Here is a 22,817-nt window from a genome sequence, read left to right on the forward strand (position 1 = left end):
GCCAGGCGATGCAACACTAAAACAATCGTGCTGTATGCCAACGCTACTTTTGCCGGGATCGGGGCTCAACAGCGAGCGTGCCGGGAAGTGGCCTGATGGGACTTCTGAGGCTCAAGCCCTGGATCACCGTGTGAGAATGCCGCGTATGCATCTCGGAGGTTCAGGAGATCGACCAGATCGTCGGCATTCTCAACTCTAGGGCTCCGCAAACCTTTTCGATTTGGCTCTAGAAGGCGTAGCGCTGGGAAGGCAAATATCTCGGCACCTGGGATCAGCTTCTGGCGGAACTCGAAAGCAGGGCAGCACAGGCGGTGTGTTCCAGTAGCAGAAGGGCGTATCAGGAAGGTAGTCGCCCCTGTCGCTTAGGCGTCTGGGACGACCTTTGCTGGTCTTCACACCCCTTCAGGCGAAAAAAGCGCGGATTCGCGGCCACAACCCGATCGCGGCGCGCACGCGGCGGGCGGCGCTGGCACCTCTGATCGAATCGCCGAGATGACAATGGCAGACAATGTTGTGTAGTTGCCAGTCGGATAGCCCGAAGAAGCGCTTGGCCTCGCCGTAGCTGTCGTCGCCGAGGCCCGCTACCCGGAAGGCTGGGTCTTCGAATGCAACGGTGATGGGCGAACCCGGTACATGCATTTTCAGCCGTTCGGCGGCTTGGGTATGTTCGGTGCCAGGAAGCGTGCCTAGGCGACGGTCCGGTTGCTCTTTCAGCAGTCGAGCCCACCGCTCGAGACGCTCGGTGCGCGTCATCGGGAGGCATGGGCTAAGTGGTTGGACGTCGGCTAAGGCTTGCAGTTGTTCGATGCTGTGATGCTTCATCGCTGCCTCCATTAGTTTGTTCTAAGATGCAAAAACTATAGCGCTGCCGCAAGGCGGCAAGGCTGTTCGGTTCTCAGAACTCGACGGCCCTGATGGAAATTCCGCCGTCGGTGCCGAAAATACGTCAGGCCAAAGAGCTGGAACAGGGTCGTTGTTTGAACTGTTGGAACCCCGTATGTAGAAAGCTGAAAAGGTGGCCCTGACGCGAGCCGCCTAGGATCAACCAATCTGTTTCTGGATATGCCGAACGGTCAATCGGCGTATTTGCAAGCGGAGGGCGCTCGAAAGATCACCGTCCTCCGGACAGACGGTGTCCGGAGGACCTAAAGTTGGTAAGCGTTCGTTACCATCCTTGTCGCTTATACCATTCATCGATTTCTGTACGGACGCGATCCTTTTCAAGGCCGTAGCGATCCTGAATCTTTCCTTCTAGTTGATCTCGTTTCCCCGCGATGACATCAAGGTCATCGTCGGTAAGCCTTCCCCACTGCTCTTTTACTTTACCCTTAATCTGCTTCCAGTTCCCTTCGACACGATTCCAGTCCATTTTCGCCTCCTTGGGCTGTGGTTCGACTTCCACCCAACGAGGCAGCGCCCAAGAGGTTTCACAATGATCGGCTACTTTCTTAAGGGCAGTCGCGGGCTGCCTCGCGCACTTCGAGTCCGCCCGCGGTTACGGTTGAACAAGTTACCTGGGTATCCCTGGCGGCTAGGCGGTCAGTAGTAGCCGCGCGGGCATTCAGCAATGTAGGTTCGGCCGTAACTGTCGCGATAGCGGCAGCGGTTAGGCTCGTTTGCCCTGCCGATCAGCGCACCAGCGACGGCACCTACGGCGCCGCCAACGAGGGCGCCCTCGGTCCGGTTTCCGGGGGAGGCAACGGCGCTGCCGACTGCCGCGCCACCAACACCGCCGATCACTGCTCCCTGCTCCGTCTGGGAGCAGGCCGTAAGGGGTACCAAAAGCGCAAGACTGAAAAGCACTTTCCTCATTGTCGTCACTCCGAAAAGTTGAATTGCCGGGCCGCATTAGAACGATCGGCAGCCCAATTCGATCCATCGAGCACCGCTACGTCCAGCCGCAGATCGTCTGGGAACAAACTGGCCTCGCCCAGCGACAACAAAATTCCGGTCAAGGTTCGGAAAGCGCTCAGGAACGATGTGAGCCGAAATCCGTTTTGATTGCTCGCGTTTTGCCCCCAACGATGGAGAACAACATGATCCGCCATCTCATTGCCACCACGGCACTGACGACAATGGTTGTGAGCGGTGCTTTTGCCCAGACCCAGCCTGCTCCAGCAGACCCTGCAACGCCGTCGATCCAGCAGGTCGTGCCTGCAGAGGGCCACCTCGCCACCAATCTCATCGGGGAGAATGTGTATAATGGCACCGGGGACAATGCCGAAAAGATTGGCGACGTGAATGACTTGGTATTCGACAAGGATGGCAAGCTCGCATCCATTGTCATCGGCGTCGGCGGTTTCTTAGGCATTGGCGAAAAGGATGTGGCGCTCGCCTATGATAAGATCGACTGGGCGGAAAAGGACGCAGATCGATGGATCGTGGTTCCTGCAACCAAAGAAGAGCTAACAGCGCTGCCGGCATTTGACCGAACGGCATTCGTTCCCAAAGGAACCGCTGCGACCGCTCCCACTACTTCCTCTCCAGCTGCAACTGACACGAGTGCCAAGCCCGTCGACAAGTCCACATTAAAGGAAATGCCTGCGGGCGAAATACGAGCAGAAGAATTGGTTGGTACCACGGTCTACGGGGCGAATGACGAGCACGTCGGCGAAATCGGCGATGTGATCCTCGGTGCGGACAACAAGGTCGATTCCATCATCATCGACGTCGGTGGTTTCCTGGGCATCGGGGAGAAAGAGGTGGCGGTTGCCTTGGATAACCTCGCTTTCATGGCCGACGCTGACAACAAGCGCTACCTCTATACCAATTTCACCAAGGAACAGCTTGAGGCGCAGCCGGCCTATGACAAAGCGACCTACGCTGAGAAACGTGAAGAGCAGCGCCTGATACTGCGAAACTGATCGTTGAGGGCCCGGCGTTCGGTTTCGGGAATTTTTTGAGGGAAGCTTTCGGGACACTGCCACGCGTGATGGTGCCTGCCCAGCACTACGCTACCTGAAGGACGCGGGGATTGGACGGCACTCCTGTCGACCGATCCCCTGTTTGACGGGCGTGCCGGGCGATAATCCGGCCAGAGACCTATAGCTGACTGCTTGGCCCACCGCGAAGACATGAGAAGGGGTGTTCGGCATTTTGTTAAGAAGCGGATTTGTAGACACCAGCCGCTTAAACGGGCAAAAACCGCATCGTTCCAGGCCGACGTTTGGGGCGAAGGCAGTGGGGCTATGGAACGACGGCAGTCTCGCAGCGTTTGTTGCCGGAGCGCAAGGCAACGACTTGAAAACCGTCTGGCGCAGCAGCGAGACCTGCTGCGATCGCCCTCCGGCAGGTCTTCGCAATTTGGGTTAGCGGATTGTACAACCGAACGTAGCCGTTAGTTCTTTTCCGGATACGGGCCCGCCGGAAGGTGGGCCTCTTTTTATTGCCGGATCAACCTCTGTCACAGGCAAGGACCTTACCCAGGTATTTCCTCACGAGGAGGAGGGGCGTGGCTTGAGCCCTTTCCCCACGCCCTCGAAAGCCCCGTTGGGTAGTCCGGCGGGGCTTTCGTTATTTTGTATTTCAGCTGTTGCATTTGCGCGGTTAAATGGGCGGACAAGGGGAGGTTGGCATGTATCCCAAAGTTCACAAAACCCACGCGCCCGAAGCTGTCGCGGCAATGTACGTTGAAGCGCAAAAGGGCCGGCACCAATCAATTTCGATGAAGAAGGCGATCCGTGCGTTGCGCGCCGCGCTCCCCCGGTCCCACAAGTCGGATAATGAGTTGGCCGACCTGGTTACAAATGCCGCGCTTGATGCCGGCGTGGCGGTTGATTTCGATGAGGGATTGCCTTGATTTGCTGGTGTTAACGGTACAGCGATACCGTGGCTGACGCTGTCTTTGCAGTTGGCCAAGACGATGCCGACCGACCCATTCAATGATGCCGAAACGCTCCGCTAGGAGCTCCGGGCGCTTAGGCGCATTTCGCGCATGACTGGTGTCCGCGCTACCGGCGTTGCCGGAGCTCTATCCCGGCATCTGCCATTGCCCGTGGAGGCTGCCGATCCGACAATCAGCGAAGCCTTTCTCGGTACGCGAACCTCCAGTCGGCATTAGGCAGCGGTCAGACACCTATCTGTGCAGGTTTCCCTCGCGGTCATGATGTACATGATCTGGTTCCGTCGTGTCACGTTGTTCAACATCATCGGGAATCTCTCGCAGAAAATTCTGACCTTTCTGAAGCCGCTTGCCGAGCGTTTGGACGAAGCCGTCGAAACGCTCGCGGCCTTTGGCTTGAGCCGCGGCTTGCGCCTCCGGCGCGAGTGGCGGGGTGATCGACAACCAGAAGCGCACAAAAAGGGCGAGTTTTTCCGCGGTGACGCCAAGATCGCGCTCCATCCGCTGGACCTGCCTCGACAGTCGGTCGAGCCGGCGTGCGAAGGCTGCTTCGCGCGCATCAGCGTGGTCGGGCGACAGGAATGAACTGACCGCCGCCTCCACTATGGCGGACCTGGCAATTTCTTGCGGGCGGCAAGCTCATTGATGCGCCCGATAAGCTCCACCGGCAGGGTCAAGTTGAGGCGGTCGCGCATGGCCTTAGAGCTCCATCCCATCGGCCGGGTCGAGTGCGACCTGGCGCGCAAGACCAGTTATCTGGCGCCGCAATGCATGACGCTGGCGAGCGGTCTCCTCCGGCTCGTCGTCGAGGATATGCGCGAACTCCTCGGCCGGCTTTTGGTCCGCGGTTTCCTTTGCGATAGCCACATGTTTGGGAAGCTCCGGTTGGCGGCGCAGGCCGGCATTGGCGCTGTCTGGCACTTCAGCGGCTGCCGGTACTGGATCGGGTTTCTGCGGCAGCACTTTAGATCAGCTATCGCTACGACGGATCTTGCCCAATTTGGTCGGATCCGGCGGCTGCATGACACGCTCGCGAAAGCGTGCATCCTCATAGTAGCGCGCTTTCTTTGCCCGGATCGGCGGAGTGCCTGCGATCATCACAATTTCGTCCGCCGGTGGAAGTTGCATGACCTCGCCGGGGGTAAGGAGGGGGCGCGCCGTTTCTGAACGCGAGACCATCAGGTGCCCAAGCCATGGACGAGAGCCTGTGGCCGGCATAGTTCTTCATCGCCTTCATTTCGGTGGCAGTGCCGAGAGCATCGGACACGCGTTTGGCTGTCCGCTCGTCATTGGTCGCGAAGCTCACACGCACGTGGCAATTGTCGAGGATCGAGTTGTTGGCGCCGTAGGCCCTTTCGATCTGGTTGAGCGACTGGGCGATGAGAAAGCTCTTGATGCCGTAGCCAGCCATGAAGGCAAGCGCGGACTCGAAGAAGTCGACTGAGACCATCTTGGAGTGGAACTGAAGGTCCACTTTTACAATCATCCAGCCGAAAGAAGCTAGTCCGCTCTTGATGCGGTGGACGGCTCTCCTCCCTCGCTGCGGTATGATCGCGGGACTAGAGCTGGAGGAGCGCTATGATGAGCAACGTGACGACGATCGGTCTGGATATTGCGAAGTCCGTGTTTCAGGTCCACGGCGTGGATGCGGCTGATGAGGTTGCCGTTCGCAGAAAGCTTACGCGTGGGCGCGTGCTGACATTCTTCAAGAGCTTGCCGCGATGCCTGGTCGGTATCGAGGCGTGCAGCTCGTCGCACTATTGGGCTCGTGAGCTCATCTCCCTTGGCCACGATGTGCGGCTACTGCCGGCGCAGTATGTGAAACCATATCTGAAGCGGCAAAAGAACGACGCTGCAGACGCAGAAGCGATATGCGAGGCGGTGACCCGGCCCACGATGCGCTTCGTGCCGGTGAAGTCGCCGGAGCAGCAAAGCGTGATGATGCTGCACCGGGTCCGGTTGATGCTCAACCGCCAGCGCACTCAGATATCGAACGCGTTGCGGGCGCACCTGTCCGAGTTCGGCGTCGTGGCGCCGATCGGGCGGAATGGCATCGAGCAACTGCTCGTGGTCATCAACGACGAGCATGACGCCAGGATACCCGCTGACGCACGGCTTTGCCTGCGGATGCTGGAGGCTCAGCTCAAAGTCGTGAAGGAACAGATCCTCGAGAACGATCGTCGGGTCCGCGCGAGTGCGCGAGAGACGGATCTTGGCCGCAGATTGATGGAGATCCCCGGCGTCGGCCCGCTGCTGGCGAGTGCGTTCGTCGCGACCGTCGCCGATCCACACGCATTCAAGTCGGGGCGATGCCTGTCGGCCTGGATCGGACTCGTTCCCAAGCAGAACTCGAGCGGGGGCAAGGAGAAGCTCGGCAGCATCTCCAAAGCCGGGAATCGCTACCTGCGCCAGTTGCTCGTCGTCGGCGCAATGGCGGTCATCCGCTACGCTGAGCGGAATGGGACCAGGAGGCCATGGCTCGTGCAGTTGATGGCACGACGAACGACCAAGGTCGCGGCGGTTGCGCTGGCGAACAAGACGGCCCGCATGGTCTGGGCCTTGATGACAGGCGGCGAGCGCTACCGGGAGCCGGTCATCGCATAGAATGAAACAAGGCGCGTGATCGCCGATGAGGTTGGAAAGGGCGGACAGGAGCTAATGCACAAAGCCGGTTGAAACCGCCGGATCAGGAGAACCCACTGGGGCCGTGCACCTAGAGTGCGAGCTTACGATCGGGACCTGAGCCGCGCGAATGGCATTATGGCCAGCGGCACATGAAAGGCCGCATCTACAAGTCGGATACATGGCCGCACCAACCAGCGACTGCAAAAGCCGAACGAACCCCTTGCCAACGGAGAGCCGTCCATACATGGCCCCGACCTTGCCGGAACGAATCCGTTGCAAGATCGAGGAAAAGGATTCCCGTAGACTTCAAGTGGGGTGGAAATCCGACTGGCAGGTTTTGGATACGGTCGCTGATAGGCTGAAATGTCAGGGTACGACGCCGGTGAGGCGCTGCAATGCGGCAAACGCTGGCGGTGCCCACGTATGCTTACCGCCCGGACGTCGTCTCCGATTATCAAACAAACCAGCGCGTTGCTAAGAGCGCCCAACCACGCGCCCGGCGCACTCGGATGCGACTTACCAAGCGATTGACGTCGTTGGAGGGCGCGCCAACTGCAGCTGGGCGGGGTGGGGTAAGCCGCAGCTGGCGCTAGGCTCGTGGGTTGCCTTGGGGGGGCGGCAGGAGCCTGCAAGGAAAATTAGACGCAGCTAACGCAACGTCAAGCAACGCCAGCGTGTTTTGACTTGGCCAGAGCGCAACTCGCGAATGCCAGTTCTTTCAGCCGAGCTGCGTATTCGCCGAGATGCACCTCGCGGGGCGACTGCAGCTTTGCAGCCTCCGAAGCCTATACTATGCGTCCACGCGCCGAACGTCTCGTGCTCCACTTTCGCGATGGACCCTACCGAAAGCAGACGACAGCTCGAACGAACCTCCTACCGCCGCGCGGATGTGTTAGGTGTCGGCCCGCCGTAAGCATTTGTTGTATTTCCATCACGGCACCATGGAAATAAGCTCCCCGAGCACGCGCGTTTTCTATGATTTTTTCGCTTATGTGCTAATTTCCTAATGGGCGGGATCAGAATGGAGCACTGTCGTGAAAAGATTGCTTCTAACTCCGGTGTTCATGCTCGGGCTTTCCAGCCTTGCTTCGGCAGCCGATGCGGTCGTGCTTGAACCCACCCCGGAAGTTCTCCCCGCAGGGTTCGTTTGGACTGGCGGGTACATCGGCATTCAAGGTGGTTGGCAATGGGGCAGGGACCACACCTTCGAGAGCGCTGGCGGGGTGCCGACAGGTCTTGACGAAGACCTGGATTCGGATGGATTCATTGGCGGTTTGCACGTTGGCTACAATTGGCAAAGCGGCCAAATAGTCTACGGCGCCGAGGCCGACTTCGAGTTTTCGACTACAGACGGCGGGTATCGGATAGCAGGGCCAGATGGCACCGACTTTGATATGAACTGGCAAGGCTCATTGAGGGCCCGTGTCGGCTATGTGCCGACTGAACGTCTGTTGATCTACGGCACCGCAGGCTTGGCCTTCGCCAATCTTGAATACACCTACGTCCAGGACGAAACGACCTTCGAGAGCTTCGATGAAACGAAAGCTGGCTGGACTGTTGGTGCTGGCGTCGAGTACGCATTCACAGACAACATGACTGCGCGACTTGAGTATCGCTACACCGACTTCGGCGGTGTTTCGAACCTGTCCACGGTGGCATTCCCCGGCAATACCTACGATCATGATCCGCAGTTCCATGCAGTGCGGATCGGTCTTAGCTACAAATTCTGACGGTATCAGTCTGATGCTCCCGAACCCCGGCCTTCGAGCCGGGGTTTGGCCGTTCGGCCAGCTTTCGCAGGCTTAAGCGACGAACCGCAAAAGCAACACATGAAGCGCAGCATGTGCCGTCACCTGGAGGTTTTGAGGCGCGCCGCCTCCACATCGAGCATGAAGCTACTCACAAGAGCCGCGCATTCTCTGTGATGGGTCTCCAAAAGCTGGTGCCCGCTTTCGAAGACGTGGATCTCCAGCGCATCGAGGATGCGATTATAGGCGACAGTGTCGCGGTCATACATGTACCGAGCCCTCCATTGCCTCGTCATATCGCGGATCTTGCCAGCCAATCCACAAAAGCAAGAGGTGTAAGCAGCCCACGGCAGCCAAAACCACAGCACCTGGCAGAGGCCCTAGCTGCGCGCTGGCAATGATATCCACATACGGGGCTTGCGCATCGACCTCAGCGCCGGCCGGTTGCAGCATGGCTGAGGAGATTTTCAGAAGCCACGCAAACAACAGGATCAGGAACATCCAACCGTAGTTGCGCCTGAGACGACGGGCAGCGGCTTGCAGTTGCGTGATCCTGAAGGTTGGTTTCCTCAGGCTGTCCGCCAAGGCAAGGTGCCACTCCTGCTGCTCGGCCTGACTGCTACCAGAGAAGAGCCGTGCAAAGTAGTGCCGTTCCAGGAGCCTCACGCGCGTTCTGTAGACGTCGAAAAACCGGTAACGGCGCGCTTCGATCAAAAGCAGGAGTGCTATCAACAGCATTGCAAACAAGAGCACGCCGTGGTGGGCGGTCGGGGTAGACAACGACACCGAAAGCATCGCCGCAGTTACAGTAATTGCCCAATTGCTGGTCTGGTCCAGGCGAGCCCTCCAGCTCGACATCCTTGCGATCTCACCGCGGTAGTAATGGATGAGTATGCTCGTATTTTCAGCCGACGATCTGGGGAGGTCCAACATCGATGTCTCGCAGTCCGTTGCATTTTCGCCAAACGGCGGTCGCAACATGTTCATGACAACGCTTTTCTGCGCCAAATTGATCCAACCGGCAACAAGGCCCACACCGGCTGGCCCTGCAAGTTCCGGGCCTCGGCACGGCGCGAAGCGCGCACGCTTCATGCGCCCCGGGTATTGGCGGCAGTCGCGTCAATTCGGGGGCTGCTCCGGTAAGGCGCCAGGGCGAATGATGTGCATTGTCATCAGGAGTAGGCATATTCAGTTCCCATGATAGCTGAGGCTCTGCCCATTCACCGCGAGCTTGCTACCTGTTCCGCCTGCTCGAGCAGCCACCATCACGTCGGATCATGCCTTGCTGTTTTCCGCATTTGCTGCCTCTATCCAGTGCGCCACCACCGGTTTGGCCACGCGGCTGAGCCAAATGGAACTCATTGTGAAGGATTACGCGCATGCCGACTGGGACCGTGAAATGGTTTAACAGCACAAAGGGTTTTGGCTTTATCCAGCCCGATGACGGTGGTCAGGACGTTTTCGTCCATATTTCCGCAGTCGAACGTGCTGGACTTTCCACCCTCGTGGATGGCCAGAAGATTCAGTACGATATCGAGCAGGACCGCCGGACCGGCAAGTCGTCTGCCGGAAATCTCAGCAAAGCAGACTGATTGTTGCTCGTGCAGCCGGCGGATAGACATTAAGATACCAAGATACCGAGGGTTGGTTACGACTGTACTTGTGCGCGTTCGACGAGCGAGCGCGACAACCGGGTCAGTCGCAATGTCTGTCGCCTGGCGAACCGCGCCTCGGCCAAGCTGAACCCACGGCGGGGGGTAGCCGTCTCCTATGGTGGAACCATCAAGTGAAGTCGCGGATTGTTCCACCAAAGGAGCTCGCAACAATGACCAAACCAGCCAATCCAAACAAGGCGCCCAATCCCAACCCGCCCGATCCCAAGGTCCCCAACCAGCCCTATCCCAAGCATAAGCCACCGAGGGACACGCGAGACGATCCAGCGCCAAATCCCAATGGCGACGTTCAGAACACGAGCCCCCGGGAAGAGGTGGAAAAGGTACATCGTAACCGGAAGCGTTAAGGGGCAATCGGAACGTCGCTCTCATGGCGGCGTTATGTCATCCCATTACGCCATAGGCGCCTGGTGTCGATCAGGATCCTCCGCGAGCCAGTCTGGCGAGAATAACTTTGTGCTTGTCGCGCCCTTCACTCTGACCGAGGTACCAGTAATGATTGGCCTGCGGTTTAGCTCAACTCGTCGTATTCGGTGACCAGCGCTTCCTCAGCTAAGTCGCAGACCTCATCAATGGTAGTTGCAAACGCTAAGGAACCACGCTCCTCCGAAACTTGGCTTGCCACCTGACGGAGGTTGGCCGCCAACATCTCCAGCTTCTGTGTTGGGTTGTCGTGTAGCAATGCAAGCTCTCCCAGCAGAACCGCGCAAACCGTCTCAAGCGCGGCAAGTTGTGCGCCGCTTTTGTCTTTGATGGATCCCCTGCGTCGGGACATTGTAAATAGATGGGGCACCGACCCACTTTGACCATTCGGCGGACAACAGTTGATGGCGTTTCCGACATGTCGACAGCAGGTGCTGTACGAGGGCGGGCGGGGGCCGTGTTTCGCGGGCAGCGGCTCGTCGCACTAGACACGTCCCGCTTGGTCATGGCGGCGGGGCCGGTGGCGTCAAAGGAGGCCTGCGTTCGACGCATCCTGAACTATGCCGAGCGAGCCGCGGTCAAGATGCCCTTTGCGTGAGCAGTGCCCCGCACGGCAAGCTGAGGATCAGGTTGCCAAATTAGGCACTATCATCATCTAGGGAGGCCGGTCATGGTCGACAGAAGGAGCCCAAAGATATGAGCACCTGGTTCCGATACGAGCGTCATTTCGGGCGGTGGTGTCCAGTGGTCTACCACGAAGGAAAGCCTAGCGTCCCGAAGGGCGAGGAGGACATGTTCACCGCAGCGGTAAATGTCCCCGCCGATTGCATAAATGCCAGTGGCGAACCGATGTTCGGCAGTCTGCAAGCAAAGTTCCCGCCACCGGTGAGCGCCGAATGATCGAGGAGGGCTCGGGGGACGGAACAACCGGTAAGTCAACACCTTCCAAGCGCTCGACGGCGACCATAATTGGGTTAGGTGCCCTTCCGCCGAGCGCGAACAATTGACCCAACGATGAGGCCAGCCCCGATCAAAGTTACACCCCAGGAGACTAGCGTGGGCACTATCGGACTGCCGAAGCATCCATAGAGCCCGATGTAATCCATTTGATAGCAATGTCTGGCAGGCGTTTCATTCTCAAAACTATAAGTCCGAGTGAACATTCCGTTGAAGAATAGCAACACCCCGGCAGCCAATATCAGCCACTTCATCGAGTCCTCCATCCCGTTTGATGCGGTCAGATTGGACGACTTCATTATCAAAGGAAATGTCTTTCTGACAGACCGTTTCTGCCGGAGTGGCCTTCGGGCGCGATCGCCAAATTCGTTTGATTACAAAGCGGCCCGCTTGGATCACGTCAAGTCGGGCCGCCTGCATTCCGTGGCGGGGTGGGTGTGGTAGCCGACGCAACTGTTACGTCTCCATATTTCGAATTGCTCTCAGGAAGTTACCTCGCAAGCAAGGAAGACCCGACATGCCCGTCCCCACTTGGGTTGGTGAGCCACGTTCTCGCAGCATTTTGAACACCCAACTCGTACTTAGGCACCCAAAGCGCCCGCTTTTTGGGCCGATTGCGATTTGTCTCTTTGAGGAACTTGAATGGCAGCGAATTCGTTCAGCAAGCGGAGCGACCAAAACCCCTTTTGCCCGTCGCTCTGGATTGGAGCCTGTCGTAACTCACGATCCTGAGCGGGCCGGGATTAATGCCGGATGACAAAGGGGGCGCAATGCTTCCCTTTGTAATCCGGCAACCTTCAGCCGAGTTGCATGCGCTCCATGCGCAGAGCGGCGGCGCGACGATGCCCTTCCAGCCCCTCGCTGGCGCTCTGGCGGATCGCCGACGGTGCGACGGCTTCGACGCCGGAGCGCTCCAGCCACTGATGGGTGCAGACTTTGACGTAGGAGCCAACCCAGAGGCCGCCGGTGTAGCGCCCGGCGCCCATGGTCGGCAAAGTGTGGTTGGTGCCGCAGCATTTGTCGGAATAGACGACGCTCGCCATGGTGCCTATGAACAGCGAGCCGTAATTGCGCAACCGCTTGGCTGTCGCATGCGGTTCGATGGTGTGGATCTGCAGGTGCTCGGCGGCGATGAAATCGGAATAGCCCAACATCGCCGCCTCGTCATCACAGACGACGATCTGGCCGTAGTCGCGCCAGGCGGGTGCTGCGACATTGGCGGTTGATAGACCCGCGAGCTGACGTTCGACCTCCACCAGCGTGTCCTGAGCCAGTTTCGGATCGGTGGTGATCAAGCCGACACGCGTACGCACATCGTGCTCGGCCTGCGCCAATAGGTCGGTGGCGATCATGGCAGCGTCGCCCGAGGCGTCGGCGACGATGAAGATCTCGCTCGGCCCGGCGAGTTGGTCGATGCCGACCGGCCCGAAAACCTGGCGCTTGGCTTCGTTGACATAGGCATTGCCGGGGCCGACGATCTTGTCAACGGCAGGAATGGTCTCAGTGCCATATGCCATGGCGGCGATCGCCTGGGCGCCGCCAACACGGAAGATGCGGTCGGCTCCGGAGAGGTGGCATCCGGCGATCATCGCCTGATGCGCGTTCGGCGGCAGGCAAGCGTTGACCTCGTCGCAGCCGGCCACCTTCGCCGGCACGATGGTCATGACGGGCGCCGACAGCAGCGGATAACGCCCGCCGGGCACATAGGCGCCAATGCGCGCGATCGGTATGACACGATGGCCGAGGTGCAGGCCCGGCAGGGGTTCGACCTCGAGGGGGAGCATGGTTGCCAGTTGCGCTTCGGCGAAGGCGCGCACACGCTCGATGGCAAAACGTGTATCGGCAGCGGTCTGCGGATCAAGTGCTGCCACCGCCGCCTCGCGCTCGGCCATGGAGACTTCGAAGTGCGCGACCTCGGCGCGGTCGAAGGTGCGGCTGTACTCACGCAAAGCCTCGTCGCCGCGCTCGCGCACACCGGCAAGCACGCTTTTCACCGTTTGCTCTATCTCGCCGACATCGGCCACGGCGGTGGGGCTCGGAGCCTTGAGATGATGGATGCGGGCGGCGATTTCGGATGAAAGCTGCATGGTTCTGTTCCGGATGACTGCGGTTTCATGTCGACAGTGAGGGACGGCGACCCTCGACACAATCGGACTGCGGGCGATCGTCTAGTATTCTAACCGGTCGATGCTACCATCCCGACCCAAAGGAGCCGCCATGTCGCAAATCGGGGAACATCTGCGCGAGCTGCGTCGCCGCCGCCATCTCGGCATCAGGGAGCTGGCGGCACGCTCGGGGATCTCGCATTCGACCATCTCGCTGATCGAGCGCGACCGCATCAGCCCGTCGGTGGACACGCTGAGCGCCATCCTCGACGCACTCGGCACGACCTTGCCGGGGTTCTTCTCCGGCATCACCTCCGTGGTGCCGTCGTCACCGTTCTATTCGGCGCGGGATTGCATCGAGATTGGCAATTATGACTCGATCTCTTACCGAATGCTGGGTGTGAACTTCCCGAACCGCACCATTTTGATGCTGCATGAGACCTATGCACCGGGCGCCGATACCGGCGAAGCCTTCAGCCACCAGGCCCATGAAGCGGGCTTTGTGGTGAGCGGAGCGGTCGAAATCACAGTCGGCAGCGAAAGCCGGGTGCTCATGCGTGGCGACGGTTACTATTTCGACAGCCGTTCGCCGCATCGCTTTCGCAATGCCAGCGACGAGCCGAGCCAGATCATCAGCGCAGTGACGCCACCAACTTACTAAGAAGTGTCGGCGGCCAGGATTCGGTCGATATATCGACCAGCGCTTGACCCGACGGCATCAGGCCTGTTGCCCTCACCTCAGTTGTGCTCTTGTTATCCGGTCCAGAGGTGGAAAAGGATAAGAACATGACTTTCAAAAGGACAATCAGCACGATCGGTGCGGCGGGCATGGCACTTTCGCTCGTAGCGGGTGCAGCGTCGGCACGCGATCTGACCGTCGTTTCCTGGGGCGGCAACTACCAGGACGCGCAGAAGAAGATCTATTTCGAACCGTACGCCCAGAAGCTGGGCAAGCCGGTGCTCGACGAAAGCTGGGACGGCGGCATAGGCGTGATCGCTGCCAAAGTGAAGGCCGGCGAGCCCAATTGGGATGTGGTGCAGGTCGAAACGGAAGAACTCGAGCTCGGCTGCACAGACGGCTTCTACGAAAAGATCGACTGGGACAAACTCGGCGGCAAGGACAAGTTTCTGGCGGCGGGGGCGCATGACTGCGGCGTCGGCGCCATCGTCTGGTCGACCATGCTGAGCTATGACGGGGATAAGCTGAAGGACACGGTGCCAACCTCCTGGGCCGATTTCTGGGACACCGAGAAATTCCCAGGCAAGCGTGGCCTGCGCCGCGGGCCGAAGTATTCGCTCGAATTCGCATTGATGGCCGACGGTGTGAAGCCGGCGGATGTTTACACAGTGCTGCGCACGCCGGAAGGCGTCGACCGTGCCTTCAAGAAGCTCGACGAGATTAAGAAGGACGTGGTCTGGTGGGAAGCAGGCGCCCAGCCGCTGCAGCTACTCGCCTCGGGCGAAGTGGTGATGACGACCGCTTACAACGGCCGCATCTCGGGCATAAACAAGACCGAAGGCAAGCACTTCAAGGTGGTCTGGCCGGGCAGCATCTACGCCATCGACAGCTGGGTGGTGCTGCGTAACAGCCCCAACAAGGACGATGCGATGAACTTCATCGCCTTTGCCAGCGCCCCGGAAAACCAGTCCAAGTTGCCGGAATACATCGCTTATGGCCTGCCGCAGAAGGAGGCGGCGGCGGCAGTGCCTGCCAACCTCGCCGCCGACCTGCCGACGGCCGAAACCAATCTGGTGGACGCGGTCGCGCTCGATGGTGCATTCTGGGTCGACAACGTCGAAGAGCTGACCAGCCGGTTCAACGCCTGGCTGGCGCAGTAAGGACGTCAACACGAAAGGGAGCCCGTGCTGAGCGCGGGTTTCCTTTGTGCCTCCCCGGCATCCGCCGAGGGAAGGGTCAACGCCTGCTGCGAGGGACATTTGTCGGCTTTCATCAACCTCGAACGCATCTCCAAATCGTTCGGCTCGTTCAAGGTGGTCGACGAGCTCGATCTGGAGATCGCACAGGGCGAATTCCTGAGCCTGCTGGGCCCGTCCGGCTCAGGCAAAACGACGATCCTGATGATGCTCGCTGGCTTCGTCGAGCCGACCAGTGGGGTGATAAAACTCCAAGGCCAACGCATCGACCATTTGCCGGCGCATCGTCGCAATATGGGCGTGGTGTTTCAGAATTATGCGTTGTTTCCGCATATGACGGTTGCGGAGAATGTCGCCTTTCCGCTGATCATGCGCGGCATGGCGAAGGCCGAGGTCGGCGAGCGCGTCGGACGCGCCATCGACATGGTGCAACTCACGCCCATCAAGGATCGCAAGCCGGCGCAGCTTTCGGGCGGGCAACAGCAGCGCGTGGCACTGACCCGCGCGCTGGTGTTCGAGCCGAGCGTGGTGCTGATGGACGAGCCGCTCGGCGCGCTCGACAAGCAGCTGCGCGAGCACATGCAGTTCGAACTGCGCGAGCTGCACCGGCGGCTGGGGTTAACCATTGTCTTCGTCACGCATGACCAGGGCGAAGCGCTGACGATGTCCAACCGCATCGCCGTGTTCAATGCCGGCCGGATCGAGCAATTGGCATCGCCCGAGGCGATCTACGACCGCCCGGAGACACGCTTCGTCGCCGAGTTCATCGGCGAGACCAACATGTTTGCCGGCAAGGTGGAGGCACGCGACGGCGCGCGGGCAAAGATCAGGCTCGATGCAGGACCAATGGTGGAGGCCAACCTGACATCGGAGTTTGCCAGCGGTGCTGTGGCACTCGTAAGCGTACGCCCCGAACGGGTGCGGCTCGCCGAGACTTCAAACGCGGCGAACGCCGTGCCGGTCAAGGTGCTCGACACCGTCTACCAGGGCGACCATCTCCGCGTGCGGCTCGCCGGCAGTGGCGTCGAGATGGTCGCAAAGCTTGAGCGCAAGGCCCGCGCCTGGGCCGTCGGCGCAGAGGCATTCGCCACCTTCGACCCCGAGGAATGCACGGTGATCGCGCCATGATGTCGTCGGTAACGCGCGCAAGACTGACGGCGCTGGGACTGATCACACCGCTGATGGCGTTCTTGCTGGTGTTCTTCGTCTGGCCGCTGGCAACGATGATGATGGCTTCGGTCACTGACGGCACAGTGCGCGGCGTGCTGCCGCAAACGGCCACGGTGTTGGCGCAATGGGATGGGGTTAGCCCACCAAATGCGGAAATGTCGGCGGCCTTGGTCACCGACCTGCGCATGCCGGTCGACTCACTCGCCTTCGGCGACGCAGTGCGGCGGCTGAACAGCGAGCTTTCGGGTTTCCGCTCGCTGATGTCGCGCACCGCAAGTGCTGCCAAAGGCGCGACCGAAGGCCAGGCCCTCGACCTCGTTGCCATCGACCCACGCTGGGGCGATGCCAAATACTGGCTGGCGATGAAACGCGCCATGCCGCTCTACACCGACCGCTATCTGCTCGCCGCTGCCGACCTCGAACGCGACGCCAGCGGCGATGTCGCGGCGCTCGATGCCAACACGTCGGCCAACCGCCAGATCATGCTGCGAACCTTCCTGATCGCCGCGTCTGTGACGCTGTTGTGCGCGGCGATCGGGCTGCCCTATGCGCTGATCGCCGCGGCGACCAAGGGGTGGGTGCGCGCGATACTATTGATCGCCGTGCTGTTGCCGCTGTGGACGTCACTTCTGGTGCGCACAGCAGCCTGGTTCATCCTGTTGCAGAACGAAGGCCTGATCAACGACGCGCTCAAGACAATCGGCCTGATCAGCGAACCGCTGCCGCTGATCTTCAACCGCACCGGCGTCATCATCGCCATGACGCACGTGCTTTTGCCGTTCATGGTGCTGCCGATCTACAGTGGCCTGCTGACCATTCCGGAGAATCTGATGCCGGCAGCTGCCTCACTCGGTGCGTCGCGGCTCAAGGCATTCCGGTATGTGCTGTTGCCACTTGCTTTGCCGGGTCTCATGTCCGGCTCGCTGCTCGTGTTCATGGTGGCGCTCGGTTACTACATCACGCCGGCACTTGTCGGCGGCGCCAACGACCAGATGATCAGCTCGGTGATCGCCTTCTTCGCCACCGGCACGGCCAATTGGGGCATGGCTGGCGCTCTGGGTCTGATCCTGCTTGTTGTCACGACCGTGCTCTATCTTGTCTATGGCAGGCTTTCTCGCTCGCCGACTATGGTGGCGACATGAGCGGCCAAACCAGTCAGACGCTGCGCACAGCCCAGATCGTGTTCGGCATCGCCGTCGTGTTCTTCCTGCTGGCGCCGATCGTCGCCATCCTGCCGCTCGCTTTCAATTCGAGCGTATTCCTCAACTACCCGATCGAATCCTTCTCTTCACGCTGGTTCAGCGAGTTGCAGAGCAACGCGACGTGGCGGCGCTCCATCGTCAACAGCCTGGTCATCGGTGGGGGTGCGACCCTCGTCGCCACCGTGCTGGGCACGCTGGCGGCACTCGGGCTGCGCAGCAGCCAGCTCCCCTTCGCCAGTGCTATCCGCACCACCTTCCTGATGCCGATGGTGGTGCCGGCAGTGGTGCTTGGCGTCGGCATGCAGATGCTTTACGGCCGGCTCGGGCTCGCCAATTCCTACCTCGGCGTCATCGTGGCCCACGCAGTGCTGTGCATCCCCTTCGTGCTTGTCAGCGTGTCGGGATCTCTCAATGCCATGGACCCGTGGCTGGAGCGGGCGGCGAGCAGTCTGGGTGCTTCGCCGACGCGGGTGTTCAGGCGCGTTACCATGCCGATCATCATGCCCGGCATGCTGACGGGGGCGGTGTTCGCCTTCGCCACCTCGCTCGACGAGGTGGTACTGACGCTGTTCGTCGCCGGTCCCAACCAGCGCACGCTGGCGCGGCAGATGTTTGCCAGCATCCGCGAGAATATCAGCCCGACGGTGGCGGCTGCGGCCTTCCTGATGATTGTCGGAACGCTATGCATTGCCGGCCTTGTCGGCTTCCTGCGCTGGCGCAGCCAGAATGCGCTAAAGCCTGCGTAAACAATGGTGCCGGCCGAAGTCTTCCACTTCGGCCGGCATTGGATCAGTCAACACGGGAACCATCATGACCATCAACCGCCACGGTAAGCTCGCGGACGGGACACGCTGGTTTAAAGCCGATTTGCGAGCTGGAAAAACGAACGGAGCCCAGGGCGTGTGAGTCATCTCCTTGGTGCGCAAGGCATTTCACGAGCTTGCCTCCAACGCGTCGAAGCTCGGCGTGCTGTCGCGGCCCCAGAGGCAAGGCGCGACGTACGCTGAACGCTCAGCAGGTCGTCAATTTTGATTGGCTGAAGATCGAAGTCGGACACGGCCTTCATGCAATACCCCCACACCTGTTTTCGGCCGGTCGGCGGCATCGAAACGCAAAGCTGAGCGGGATGCTCACTCGGTTTGGGCAGAAGTCAACTTGAGTAGATAGGCATTCGTCCGCTGCGTCCAAAGTGACACCAATTCCGGGTCGACCACCTACTCTGGAAAGGTATTGCAATGACGGACCGCCGATTTACTCCCGTGACCGGAACGCAAATGCCTCGATATGCGGGGGCAGCGACGTTGATGCGGCTCCCACTAGTTCTCCCCGGTTCATCCGACTGGGACGACGTCCAGATTGGGTTGTTTGGGATTCCTTGGGACGGTGGCACGACAAATCGCCCAGGAGAGAGACAGGGACCGCGGCAGGTGCGCGACGCCTCAACGATGGTTCGCAACGTCAATCGCGCGACTGGCGTCAATCCTTTCGCCCTCTGCCGTTGCGCCGACCTTGGTGACTCACCGGTCAATCCGGCTGATCTCGCAGATTCGATGCTGCGAATCGAGCGCTTCGTCGACGACATCTGCACCTCGGGCATAGTGCCCATTTTTGTGGGCGGCGATCATCTGAGCACGCTTCCGGTCATGCGTGCGATTAGCAAGCACGTAGGGCCCGTGGGAATGGTCCACATCGACGCCCACACGGACTCGTGGGATTCGTACTTCGACGGCCAGAAATACACCCACGGGACCCCGTTTCGCCGGGCAATCGAGGAGGGGATCCTAGACCCGAAGCGGACAGTGCAAATCGGAATCCGCGGCGCTCTTTATGCTGACGGGGACGATTGCTGGGGACGCGATCAGGGCATCCGCGTGATCGACTTCGACGAATACAAGAGGTTAGGAGTCGAACAGGTACTGCGCGAAACCCGCGCCCGCGTGGGCTCGCAAGCGACCTATGTTAGTTTCGATATTGACGTGCTTGACCCGGCCTACGCACCTGGGACTGGAACGCCGGAAATCGGCGGTATGACGACTTTCGAGGCGCAATGCCTCGTCCGTGGCCTTGAAGGCATTACCTGTGTCGGTGCCGACGTCGTCGAGGTTTCACCGCCATTTGATACCAGCGGCAATACAGCTCTCGCGGCGGCCACGCTGATGTTTGAGATCCTCTGCGTTGCTGCAGGCACCGTCTCAAAAGCCAACAGGTAGTTCGACCTGACCATCACCGAAAAAGATACACGTTGAGGAGGAGCAAATGAACTTTGTCAGAAATATAACGGCCTGCGGCGCAATGGTCTTGTCTGCGAGGCGATGGGCCCGGTGGATGCCGCGATCATGGTGGCGGCGATGCTGCAGCGGGGTGAGGAGATTTCAAGCCCCGGCCCGTACCGGCGCAGCCTGACAGCGAAGGCCAGAGCGGGCGAGTTCTCGATCGGTCCGCTGCTGCGCGGCAAGGCCAACGACGCGCGCTAGGGCAGGATAAGCGTCAGCCAAGTTTTGCGAGGTCCGCCCCGACTTCTGCGAGCGGCATGGCTTCGACATCGTGCGGCAGAGGATATTTCTCGGTTCCGGGATAGATGACGATGCGCCGGTCGGGCTTGATTTCTTCGGCTGCGAGGTGAAAACCCTTCTCGACCTTGGGAGCCAGGCTGCGCTTGATCTCAATGGCCCACACAGCAGAGCCGGGCAGGGTCAGGAGCACGTCGATTTCGGCGCCGGCAGACGTCCGGTAGAAATTCAACCGGGTGCCTGAAGGGGCTGCGGCGGAAAGGGTCTCGGTGACGAAGCCTTCCCAACTGCCTCCGGCTACGGGGTGGCCAAGAAGCTGTTCCTGTGTGCCTACACCAAGAAGCGAATGGGTGAGGCCGCTGTCGCGGACATAGATCTTCGGCGATTTCACTAGTCGTTTGGAAATGTTGGCATGCCAAGGCTGGAGCCGCCGCACAAGCAGGAGATCTACCAGGAGATCTAGATAGGAGGCGACCGTTTTGCCGTCTATACCAAGCGCGCGCGCGAATTCGGCGGCGTTGAGGAGGCCAGACTGGTGATGGGCAAGCATGGTCCAGAAACGGCGCAGAGTTTCCGCTGGAATGCGTGGACCGAGCATTGGAATATCGCGCTCAAGGTAGGAGCGGATGAAATCCTGTCGCCAGCGTAGGCTGGCACGGTCGCTCGGAGCGAGGAAGCTGTCGGGAAAGCCACCGCGCACCCAAAGATTTGAAATATCCTGCGGGGGAACCTCGAGACCATCGATCGGGTGCATTTCGATATAAGCGATGCGTCCGGCCAGCGTTTCGCTTGACTGCTTCATCAGGTCGATGGAGGCAGATCCGAGCAGGAGGAACCGGCTTGTCCTAAGGCCGCTGCGGCGGCCTCGATCGATCAACCCGCGAAGGTTTTGAAAGAGATCGGGAAGTCGGTGGACCTCGTCGAGGATGACGAGCTTGTCCTCATGGCTCGCGAGATAGAGCTCGGGTTCTGCCAGCTTGGCGCGATCAGCTTCGGACTCGAGGTCGAGATATATCGAGGGCCTCGTCTCGGCGATCTGCAATGCGAGCGTGGTCTTGCCGACTTGGCGGGGCCCTAACAGCGCTACGGCGGGTGAGGTGTCGAGCAGTTCGAGGACTTCAGGGGCAATTCTGCGGGGGATCATCCTTGCATTTATGGAGTATTAGTCCAGATTTGCAAGGAAAAAGCTCGGTAGCGTGGCTGCTGCAATCAGACCATGAGTCTTGCGGCCTTGCCGAGCTTGCGGTCGGCATCGTTGTTAGGACATCGGTGATGTTCGACTTCGACGGCACGCCGGTCAATGAGGTGCTGGCCCGGGACCTTGCCAACGGCACCTTCGTCGCCGACCAGCGCAACGCCGTGCTCATCGGCGGCACCGGAACCGGCATGTCGCATCTGGCAAATCACCATTGCCCGCGCCCTGATCCGCAACGGCTCACGTGGCCGCTTCTTCAACGTCGTCGATCTCGTCAAGCGGCTCGAGACCGAGCACCGCGGCGGCAAGCAGGGCCGCATCGCCAACTACCTCACCCGGCTCGACTTCGTCGTGCTCGATGAACTCGGCTATCTGCCCTTTGCCCAGGCCGGCGGGCAATTGCTCTGTCCACCTGATCAGCAGGCTCTATGACAGACCTCGGTCATCGTCACCACCAACCTGGCGTTCGGCAAATGGCCCGCCGTCTTCGGCGACGCCAAGATGACGACGGCGCTGCTCGACCGTCTCACCCATCATTGCGAGATCGTCGAGACCGGAAACGAATCCTGGCGCTTCAAGAACCGCGCCTGATCGCCCCATCAAGCTGCCAAGCGCAATCCGCGTTCGCCCGGGCTGCGCAACCGTGACCAGCTCCGCCCGGGCGAACGCTGACCGCCGCGCATTACATAAGGGGCTCAAAATTGGACGCCGATCTGGAGTGAACCCCTCGGGCTGGACCACGGGACACGGAAGAACTGATACGCTCTGTGGGCCTCAATCGGAGAAGGCTCATGAAGTCTCGAGGACCATATCGACGGCACTCAACGCCGTTCAAGCTGCAGCTTTGCCAGGACATCCGAAACGGCGTCATCGGACGACGTGATGCGCAACGCACGTACGGCGTCTCGGCGAACCTCATCCAGTTGTGGCTGACACAGTTCGATCGCGGCGAGCTTAATGATGAACGGCGCAGATTGCGGCACTGGAACGCAAGGTCGGCCAGGTCACGATGGAGCTGGACCTGGTTAAAAAAAACACCGCGCCAGCCGATCGCCTGCGGCAACGAGAAATCGTCCATCGTCACCGGCCCGCGGCCTGCTCCGTCAGACGGGGGTGCAAAGTGATCGACCTCCCGAGGAACACGTTCTACTACCAATCCAAGGCTCCGACTTTAAAGCTCGACGACGCCGAGCTCGCTGCTCTTATCGAGGACATCCAGGACGAGTTGCCCTGTTATGGATATCGCCGTGTAACGCATGAGCTTCACTGGCGGGGTCATCTCGTCAAACACAAGCGTGTGGCGCGCGTGATGCGGGCCAACGGCCTGGGGATCAAGCAGCGCAGGCGCTATGTTCGCACGACCGATAGCCGCCACGATTCACCGATCTACCCGAACCTCTATCGCAACCTGATCCCGCCTCGACTCGACATGGTGTGGGTTGCCGATTTTACGTTTTGCTGCTGGCTTCTGCTATCTGACTGTCATTCTTGAC

21 protein-coding genes and 3 pseudogenes are annotated in these 22,817 nt (G+C 60.1%); 14 read left to right on the plus strand and 10 right to left on the minus strand.

All coding sequences use genetic code 11. The annotated features are described in order from the left end of the window. Positions 1–402: 402 nt before the first annotated feature. From J1C56_RS27380 to J1C56_RS27390, 3 genes are all read right to left on the minus strand, one after another. Entirely contained in the window at positions 403–822 is a 420-nt protein-coding gene (locus J1C56_RS27380; protein WP_214393163.1) for a hypothetical protein, read from the minus strand. 343 nt (positions 823–1,165) lie between these two features. Further along, the gene (locus J1C56_RS27385) at positions 1,166–1,369 is read right to left on the minus strand and encodes a CsbD family protein (protein WP_214393164.1); all 204 of its coding nucleotides are present in this window, start codon (positions 1,367–1,369) and stop codon (positions 1,166–1,168) included. A 170-nt stretch (positions 1,370–1,539) separates the two neighbouring features. Continuing rightward, on the minus strand, positions 1,540–1,812 hold the full coding sequence (locus J1C56_RS27390) for a glycine zipper domain-containing protein (protein ID WP_214393165.1): 273 nt from the start codon (positions 1,810–1,812) through the stop codon (positions 1,540–1,542). Positions 1,813–1,835: 23 nt separating this feature from the next. Between J1C56_RS27390 and J1C56_RS27395 the strand changes: the two genes are divergently transcribed. Together J1C56_RS27395 and J1C56_RS27400 are read left to right on the plus strand one after the other, a co-directional pair. Further along, positions 1,836–2,864, plus strand: coding sequence for a PRC-barrel domain-containing protein (locus J1C56_RS27395; protein ID WP_246592018.1), 1,029 nt, complete (start codon positions 1,836–1,838; stop codon positions 2,862–2,864). A gap of 710 nt (positions 2,865–3,574) precedes the next feature. Continuing rightward, positions 3,575–3,799, plus strand: coding sequence for a hypothetical protein (locus J1C56_RS27400; RefSeq protein WP_214393166.1), 225 nt, complete (start codon positions 3,575–3,577; stop codon positions 3,797–3,799). A 276-nt stretch (positions 3,800–4,075) separates the two neighbouring features. On the opposite strand, the pseudogene J1C56_RS27405 reads toward J1C56_RS27400, so the two are convergent. Beyond that, positions 4,076–4,536, minus strand: a pseudogene (locus J1C56_RS27405) (ribbon-helix-helix protein, CopG family). A 4-nt stretch (positions 4,537–4,540) separates the two neighbouring features. Beyond that, positions 4,541–5,282 (minus strand): annotated as a pseudogene (locus J1C56_RS27410) (type IV secretory system conjugative DNA transfer family protein); the annotation flags it as partial. 140 nt (positions 5,283–5,422) lie between these two features. On the opposite strand from J1C56_RS27410, the gene J1C56_RS27415 reads away from it, so the two are divergent. Together J1C56_RS27415 and J1C56_RS27420 are read left to right on the plus strand one after the other, a co-directional pair. After that, the gene (locus J1C56_RS27415; RefSeq protein WP_214393167.1) at positions 5,423–6,445 is read left to right on the plus strand and encodes an IS110 family RNA-guided transposase; all 1,023 of its coding nucleotides are present in this window, start codon (positions 5,423–5,425) and stop codon (positions 6,443–6,445) included. A gap of 1,055 nt (positions 6,446–7,500) precedes the next feature. Then, the gene (locus J1C56_RS27420) at positions 7,501–8,196 is read left to right on the plus strand and encodes an outer membrane protein (protein WP_214393168.1); all 696 of its coding nucleotides are present in this window, start codon (positions 7,501–7,503) and stop codon (positions 8,194–8,196) included. A gap of 119 nt (positions 8,197–8,315) precedes the next feature. Here J1C56_RS27420 and J1C56_RS27425 read toward each other — a convergent pair whose 3' ends face one another. Both J1C56_RS27425 and J1C56_RS27430 read right to left on the minus strand, forming a co-directional pair. After that, entirely contained in the window at positions 8,316–8,483 is a 168-nt protein-coding gene (locus tag J1C56_RS27425) for a hypothetical protein (protein WP_214393169.1), read from the minus strand. Beyond that, the gene (locus tag J1C56_RS27430) at positions 8,476–9,201 is read right to left on the minus strand and encodes a DUF2270 domain-containing protein (protein WP_338001513.1); all 726 of its coding nucleotides are present in this window, start codon (positions 9,199–9,201) and stop codon (positions 8,476–8,478) included. Before J1C56_RS27430 ends, J1C56_RS27425 begins: the two co-directional genes overlap by 8 nt. Before the next feature lie 392 nt (positions 9,202–9,593). Here J1C56_RS27430 and J1C56_RS27435 point away from each other — a divergent pair, with 392 nt between their 5' ends. Next, complete coding sequence (locus J1C56_RS27435) at positions 9,594–9,806, plus strand: cold-shock protein (protein ID WP_214393170.1); 213 nt, start codon at positions 9,594–9,596, stop codon at positions 9,804–9,806. Between the two features lie 592 nt (positions 9,807–10,398). Here the strand turns inward: J1C56_RS27435 and J1C56_RS27440 are convergent. Next, positions 10,399–10,569 carry a hypothetical protein gene (locus tag J1C56_RS27440; RefSeq protein WP_214393171.1) on the minus strand — a complete coding sequence of 57 codons (171 nt, stop codon included), beginning with the start codon at positions 10,567–10,569 and terminating at the stop codon, positions 10,399–10,401. A 1,495-nt stretch (positions 10,570–12,064) separates the two neighbouring features. Then, a complete protein-coding gene (hisD, locus tag J1C56_RS27445; protein ID WP_214393172.1) occupies positions 12,065–13,354 on the minus strand; it encodes a histidinol dehydrogenase in 1,290 nt (429 codons plus the stop codon). Positions 13,355–13,484: 130 nt separating this feature from the next. Here hisD and J1C56_RS27450 point away from each other — a divergent pair, with 130 nt between their 5' ends. The 7 genes from J1C56_RS27450 to repC all read left to right on the plus strand — a co-directional run bounded on the left by J1C56_RS27450 (position 13,485) and on the right by repC (position 20,093). Continuing rightward, positions 13,485–14,033, plus strand: a complete 549-nt coding sequence (locus J1C56_RS27450; RefSeq protein ID WP_214393173.1) for a cupin domain-containing protein — start codon at positions 13,485–13,487, stop codon at positions 14,031–14,033. Between the two features lie 167 nt (positions 14,034–14,200). Further along, on the plus strand, positions 14,201–15,211 hold the full coding sequence (locus J1C56_RS27455; RefSeq protein WP_214393310.1) for an ABC transporter substrate-binding protein: 1,011 nt from the start codon (positions 14,201–14,203) through the stop codon (positions 15,209–15,211). Between the two features lie 99 nt (positions 15,212–15,310). Beyond that, on the plus strand, positions 15,311–16,375 hold the full coding sequence (locus tag J1C56_RS27460) for an ABC transporter ATP-binding protein (protein ID WP_214393174.1): 1,065 nt from the start codon (positions 15,311–15,313) through the stop codon (positions 16,373–16,375). Continuing rightward, complete coding sequence (locus J1C56_RS27465) at positions 16,375–17,559, plus strand: ABC transporter permease (RefSeq protein WP_214393311.1); 1,185 nt, start codon at positions 16,375–16,377, stop codon at positions 17,557–17,559. Before J1C56_RS27460 ends, J1C56_RS27465 begins: the two co-directional genes overlap by 1 nt. Further along, the gene (locus J1C56_RS27470) at positions 17,556–18,365 is read left to right on the plus strand and encodes an ABC transporter permease (RefSeq protein WP_214393175.1); all 810 of its coding nucleotides are present in this window, start codon (positions 17,556–17,558) and stop codon (positions 18,363–18,365) included. Before J1C56_RS27465 ends, J1C56_RS27470 begins: the two co-directional genes overlap by 4 nt. Positions 18,366–18,893: 528 nt before the next feature. Further along, positions 18,894–19,829 carry an agmatinase gene (gene speB / locus J1C56_RS27475; protein ID WP_338001516.1) on the plus strand — a complete coding sequence of 312 codons (936 nt, stop codon included), beginning with the start codon at positions 18,894–18,896 and terminating at the stop codon, positions 19,827–19,829. 102 nt (positions 19,830–19,931) lie between these two features. Continuing rightward, complete coding sequence (gene repC, locus J1C56_RS27480; protein ID WP_275945184.1) at positions 19,932–20,093, plus strand: replication initiation protein RepC; 162 nt, start codon at positions 19,932–19,934, stop codon at positions 20,091–20,093. 13 nt (positions 20,094–20,106) lie between these two features. On the opposite strand, the gene J1C56_RS27485 is transcribed toward repC, so the two are convergent. After that, entirely contained in the window at positions 20,107–21,273 is a 1,167-nt protein-coding gene (locus J1C56_RS27485; RefSeq protein ID WP_214393177.1) for an ATP-binding protein, read from the minus strand. A gap of 177 nt (positions 21,274–21,450) precedes the next feature. Here J1C56_RS27485 and J1C56_RS27490 point away from each other — a divergent pair. Next, a pseudogene (locus J1C56_RS27490) lies at positions 21,451–21,915 on the plus strand (ATP-binding protein). 418 nt (positions 21,916–22,333) lie between these two features. Then, positions 22,334–22,816 carry an IS3 family transposase gene (locus J1C56_RS27500; RefSeq protein WP_246592021.1) on the plus strand — a complete coding sequence of 161 codons (483 nt, stop codon included), beginning with the start codon at positions 22,334–22,336 and terminating at the stop codon, positions 22,814–22,816. Position 22,817 lies beyond the last annotated feature (1 nt).

Origin of the sequence: Aminobacter anthyllidis (assembly GCF_018555685.1) — a bacterium.
Lineage (GTDB): Bacteria > Pseudomonadota > Alphaproteobacteria > Rhizobiales > Rhizobiaceae > Aminobacter > Aminobacter anthyllidis.